At 38.4% G+C, this 5641-nt stretch carries 7 protein-coding genes and 1 pseudogene; 4 read left to right on the top strand and 4 right to left on the bottom strand.

Annotated elements, in window-relative coordinates; all coding sequences use genetic code 11:
* On the top strand, positions 1-249 hold a 249-nt coding region (locus tag H6G26_RS37755), incomplete at its 5' end, for a hypothetical protein (protein ID WP_190736767.1).
* Positions 250-656: 407 nt separating this feature from the next.
* On the opposite strand, the gene H6G26_RS37750 is transcribed toward H6G26_RS37755, so the two are convergent.
* Positions 657-878: a hypothetical protein gene (locus H6G26_RS37750; RefSeq protein ID WP_190736765.1), complete on the bottom strand. Its 222-nt coding sequence runs from the start codon at positions 876-878 to the stop codon at positions 657-659.
* Between the two features lie 95 nt (positions 879-973).
* Between H6G26_RS37750 and H6G26_RS37745 the strand changes: the two genes are divergently transcribed.
* From H6G26_RS37745 to H6G26_RS37735, 3 genes are all read left to right on the top strand, one after another.
* A complete protein-coding gene (locus H6G26_RS37745; protein ID WP_190736763.1) occupies positions 974-1222 on the top strand; it encodes a hypothetical protein in 249 nt (82 codons plus the stop codon).
* A gap of 199 nt (positions 1223-1421) precedes the next feature.
* Entirely contained in the window at positions 1422-2126 is a 705-nt protein-coding gene (locus H6G26_RS37740; RefSeq protein ID WP_190736761.1) for a hypothetical protein, read from the top strand.
* Positions 2127-2313: 187 nt separating this feature from the next.
* Positions 2314-2523 carry a hypothetical protein gene (locus H6G26_RS37735; RefSeq protein WP_242054255.1) on the top strand — a complete coding sequence of 70 codons (210 nt, stop codon included), beginning with the start codon at positions 2314-2316 and terminating at the stop codon, positions 2521-2523.
* A 22-nt stretch (positions 2524-2545) separates the two neighbouring features.
* On the opposite strand, the gene H6G26_RS37730 is transcribed toward H6G26_RS37735, so the two are convergent.
* The 3 genes and pseudogenes from H6G26_RS37730 to H6G26_RS37720 all read right to left on the bottom strand — a co-directional run.
* On the bottom strand, positions 2546-3133 hold the full coding sequence (locus tag H6G26_RS37730; protein ID WP_190736759.1) for a site-specific integrase: 588 nt from the start codon (positions 3131-3133) through the stop codon (positions 2546-2548).
* A 218-nt stretch (positions 3134-3351) separates the two neighbouring features.
* Entirely contained in the window at positions 3352-3738 is a 387-nt protein-coding gene (locus tag H6G26_RS37725) for a tetratricopeptide repeat protein (RefSeq protein WP_242054254.1), read from the bottom strand.
* A 262-nt stretch (positions 3739-4000) separates the two neighbouring features.
* Positions 4001-5641 (bottom strand): annotated as a pseudogene (locus tag H6G26_RS37720) (hypothetical protein); the annotation flags it as partial.

The following is a 5641-nucleotide window of genomic DNA, read 5'->3' as shown; positions in this document are numbered from 1 at the left end:
AAAGATAATTACCGGGAGCGCATATTTGCAGAATCGCAAAAACTAGATAAAAGTTACCTGGACACGATTTACTTTATAGTTGATTGCTATTTTGTTTTCATTAAGGCTGGATTACCTGCACAACTTTTAGCTGACCCACCGATTAATACTGAGTCGAACAAACTTCCTTCAATGACTTCAACTCCATTTGCACAGGAGGAAGAAGAAGATTCTTCAGGGGAAACATTCAGCCTTGATTTTGATTTGTAACCGTCAGAGGTCATACTAAGGGAAAAGTCAATTAAACGATACACTAACCTGAGTTCGGGTTAAGCCAGAAGCTAAAAAGCTTATTTTGTAGGGATTGAGCAAAACTCTAAGTGATAGAAGAAGCGATTAAAGTGGAATCATTTTGTCAACAAGGCTTACAAATGAGACTAATATCAACAATATGCCTTATTGAGAATAGATTCAAACAGAGCTTCAGACCGAACAATGAAAAATCAAGGGTTTTGAGGATTTCTTATCCCGAACTCAGGTTACACTAGCTTTTTTAGACTCATTTAGCTCTTTTAATTTAAAAGCCCTGGTAAAAATCCAGGGCTTTGCTTGATATGCAGTTTATTAAATGCCAGCTTAAAATCTTTGCCAGCGCTTTCTATACACATAATTATCACTCAATCGCTTGGGTAAAAATAGCGCAGAACTACCCAATTTTTACCCATCTCATCTGGGTATTCCCTTAATAATTTCTTTATACTTACACATAATTTTCCTGAAAAACCACTGGTTTTCAGATTTTGCAGTTGCCTTACAGCTTCAGCCAAACAAGCCCTTATAACCTGCTTTGAATATACCATAACAAACGCCTGCGTTTGTTTCCAGGCTGTTGCTGTCAAGAATTTGCCGGGAGCGCAGCCCTTAACATCTGCAATTTAACATTCACATTTCATCCTTACCTGTGTGTCATCTCGGTATTATCGGCTGAATACTGATGATGTCGTGTTTACTCAGAACGTACTGGATTATCGGCAGAGGCAACGGGGGAGAAGGAACCTTGCGGCAGAATGAGCAGGAGATAAACACGAATTATGCAGCTAGGATGCAAGTTCAGTATGAAATTAATGCGATTATACCTTCATCTAATCTTTCGTCCACACCCCCCAATAATGTAGATGAGAGTAATAATCGGGGGGTATGGACACAGATGAAAGCCTCAGTAATAAGTGGTGGAGCAAGTTAAATATTATGCCCACAGCGAAATACAATCGCCCTTAATGCAAAACGCAAGCGTGGATATTACGCCTGCTGATAATTCTTATTTAATAGTATTCATGTACTATTTAGCTGATACCAGCCCAAGGCATCATCATGTCAAATTTGAGATACTTGAAGTACCTAATGTCTCAACAATAATTTTATAAATCACAAAATTGGCTCTAATGATCACAAGCATCACTATAATCTTTTTAATAATCCTTGCTGGATATTGGTTTGTTTTCTATTCCAATCAAAAGATAAAGCGCATCAAAAGTAACTTAGTCCTAGAAGTTGATGGAGCAGATATTCGTTACCCTAATTTACCCTTAGGTAACTTTGGTATCTTTTTTGAGGTTAAGGAGAATCGAAAAATCCAGGTCATTTTCCCAAAGCTTACACCCGAAGGCATTGAGTACATTTATTCCTGGCATAATCTTCAATCTATACGTGTCCCACATTTAGATAAAATTGATATCAGTAAAAAAGCAAATCTCAAAGTAGCTCAACAACTAGCCTTCCTAATTAAAGAGCATATTCAATTTGTCGAACCAGAAATTTTAAATTTAAGAAAGCAGTGGCACAAAATCAACAATTTACTTGATTTAGTACTTACGTCAGAATTTTATGCTAGTCAACAGGGAATTTACAAAAGAGCATTATTTCAAATTGAGAACTTACTCGATAAAGCTGAAGAATTACAACAAGTGTATATTGGCTTTATTAGAGAACTTTTGATTGGCAGACAAGTTGCACAATATGACCCGGATTTGCTTCCAAATGATGGCTTTGCTATTGAGAATAAGTATAAAAGAATTAGAGAAGAGTACCAATATATGAAAGATACAGCGACAGCGTATGCTGAACTTCTACGCACAAGCCAAGTTTAATAATGTAGGGAATAGCAAAGCCACCAAAAGCTGGATATGGTGAACTTTGCTCTAAACCTGTTTATTCCTCTTCCTCTTCCTGTTCCTGATAATCTTCGTACTCCTCTTCATCCTCGTCATATTCATAATCTGCATAACTGAAAGACAAGCTGAGACACAAACACAAGTTAATGAACTCAGACAAGGTTTGAGCGAACTAAGCCAGGAAATGAGAGAGCTTACCAGTAACGTTGACCGTGTTCTCGGTCGTAGTGCGATTTTGGACGATGTATTACTTGAGTTACGCGATAGCCACGAACAACATCAACGGAATTTTGAAGAACATCAGCGCACCACAAACGCTGCATTGCAAAGCCTAGAATCTATTTTGGTGCAGTTGATTAGAAATAATTCTTGAAATGCGATCGCTTTTGAGCAGGCTAATCTGAGATTGAATGTTCTACTGTAGACGCTTTTAATCCCATGTCGGTATGTAATTTTACACTATTACTAACCCCAGGTAACAACATAGCCAAGCTTGCAGTCGCTCCCAGTACTTGATTGTCAGTCACTTCTAGATATCTCTGTAGCTGTTCTAAATTCCGATGCCCTGAGATTTCCTGAATTACCCGCAATGGTATACCAGCATTACTCATCTGAGTTAAAGCTGTACGCCTGAAGCTTTGGGTACTCGCGCCGATTATCCCAGCTTGTTTGCAAGCTACTCTCAAAATCCTAGAGGCTGAGTCTTCGCATAGGTGTCCATCACTGCGACCGGGGAACAAATAAATCTCTCCGGCCAGTGGGTAGTATTCAGTGAGCAACCGCCGTAGGTCTTCAATCACTGGGATTGACCGGGTTGCAAGTTTACCCTTGGTGTTTGACTTTCTAATAACCAGCCGGGGTCTGACATTGCCCTTGGGTGTGTAGATGTCTTGGGTGAACAGGGTACAGCATTCACGGATACGGCAAGCACTAAACAGACAGACACCGAACAAGGTGCGATTCTTCGAGAACAGCGCAGGCATCGCAGAAAGAAATGAAAAAAGAATCTAATTTGTAGCCACTCGATAAAAGTGGCTACTTTTTCGATTTGACTATCCCGCTTTCAACCCCAAACAAATCTTTGTAAACTTCATGATCTCGGAAAAGCTCCATAATCAAACTTCGAGTAAAAGTACAGTAAATCATATTTCCTTGCGTCTCATATAAATTAAACGCTTTAAATAAATCTTTTTTAGCACCTTCAAGATCGCCCAGATGAAATCTGACTGTCCCTCGTCCACAGTACGCTTCTGCTCTTGGCAGCATCTAGAGATAATGCTTTTTCTAAATCAAAGAGGGATTTTTCTAATTCCCCAGACAAGAAATAAATACTTCCCCTACTTATGTAAGCTAATAAACAGTTTGGCTCAAGCGAAAGTACATGATTGTAATCCTCTATCGCTGCGAAATTATCATCGGTTAGATTTTTATAGGTATAAGCTCGATTTAAATAAGCTTGAACTAAATTTGGATTCAGAGCGATGGCTTTAGTGTAATCTTCAATAACCTGGGAGTATTCTGACTTATGACAGATTTTTGAGCGAGCTAATCCTCGATTATTATAAGCTTCAGCAAAATTCGGATTCATTGCTAATGCGTTATCGAAAAGCTGAATCGCATTTTCATATTTTTCGATTTGAAACTGAATTAGTCCTATAGTATTGTGAACTTCAGCAAAATTAGGATTAAGTAGTAATGCCTCTCTAAAGCACTCGATAACTGCATCTAAATTACCTGACTTTAGATGTGCCAGACCTTGATTATAAAAAACCTGTGCTTGCTATAAATTAGCCGTCTCCATAGTGTTGTTCTCCTTTTCTATTGCTTAAAAAGGCTATTCTAGGATAAATCTATCTTTGTAAGTCTATTTGTTGTGTTTGAGATTTAGCTAATATTTTATCAATTTGAGTATTAACATCCTCGAAAGTTTGCAATATCTCTGGAGTTAGTTTATTAGTCTGTACCTGGCCAGATTGCAACTTTAAAATTACCTCCCCATTTTTCTGCAAAATAGTTAAATCTCTCTGCTGGCTATTGAAAGCCAAGTCATAAATCTTTCCTTGAACTTGAGTACCATTTTCATCAGACTTACCCCAGACCATGCCAATCCTTTGAGCAATTTGAGTCAGCCGACTAATTCCTTCAAGCTCAAATGTATCTTTATTCATTACTGTCAACGCTTGGGCTGATAATTGCTTACCAGCTTTAAACCCATAAGCCACTTCTACAATGCGTTTTTTGTAATTTTCCGACTTCCCTAACTTATCTGCGGCATTGTACCAATTTCTCAAGTCATCAATAGTGATTGTCGAGGACTTCTCTACACCTAGAGGTTCGGTTTTTGTACTATTAGTAATGTCTGTTGTAGAAGGATTAGTGGAGAGTAATGGAGTTATAGATTGCTTAGGTGGGGATTGTGCTGTTTGTTCTGGTGGTTTCAAAAACTGCGGTCGCGTGGCAAGGGAGCTAACAAATTGTTGATAGTCATTATTTGATTCAATCACAGCCCCAAATTTCTTGGTCATGCTCGACAAAGTTTTGGGGGGAATTGAACTACTGACTAAGTTAAATACCGCTAGACCTTTTTTAGTTTCCCTGATAACATCTTCTATTGGTACTTGCTCCCATTTAACTTTTTGAGCAGTTAACCATTTTGTCACAGTCTCAGCTTTCTGGTTGTCAACAGCCAAACCCATGACTCCAAGTTTTTTGTTTGATTCTGTCGAAAATAAGAAAGTAGGGCGCTCTTTAATATGATGTAGAATATTCGCACTATTATCAATCATCTCCTGCTGTTGAGGATTAACTGATTGAGTTCCAAAAGCCTGAAATTCCTTCGTCCATTTCTGGGGATATTCAACGGTATTAGGGTCTATTTGAGCGCAAATAACAGAAAAATTACTTTCAATGATTGCATCCGCGGGTGTAAGTTGTTTGGTTTTTAGTAGCCCAAGTTGTCTGAGCGCGTCTTTGTCTTTTTTAAAATGCAATACCCCCAAGGGTTCACCATTCAAAAACACAGCATCTCTAGTTTTAGAAGCTAAGGTTTCGATAGTCAGTTTTCGGTAATCTTGATCATTAAATGTCTGACCAGAAAAATCATAAAAGTTAATTTTGTTGATTTTTAGGAGATTACCATTGGGAGATTCACCCAGGACAAAAGCTTGATCTCCTGTTTCGGAGATAGAAGTAAGTTTCAACTTCAGGGGATTACCATTTTTTAGGTAATCAACTTGTTTTAACTGTTGAACAGAATCATTGTCTAACTCGCCCAAAGTTTTACCATCAAGTTTGATTTTTACTGTTTTGTCAGAAATCGGCACAGTGCCAAATTCTAAGTTGATCGGTTCGACGTTAAAAACAAGTCCTGCATAAGAGAAGTTCTTGAGTTCACGGATAGTAATTTCAACCGCGTCAAACCCTGGCAGTCCAATAGTTGCTTTGGCAGTAGCAGGTTCTACCCCAACCATACTTGCTTGCGCTTTTGTACC

It is taken from the genome of Nostoc sp. FACHB-888, assembly GCF_014696655.1.
In the GTDB taxonomy this organism is placed as follows: Bacteria; Cyanobacteriota; Cyanobacteriia; order Cyanobacteriales; family Nostocaceae; genus Nostoc.
The sequence above is the reverse complement of the archived record's forward strand: the minus strand, read 5'-3'. Positions and strand labels throughout refer to the sequence as shown.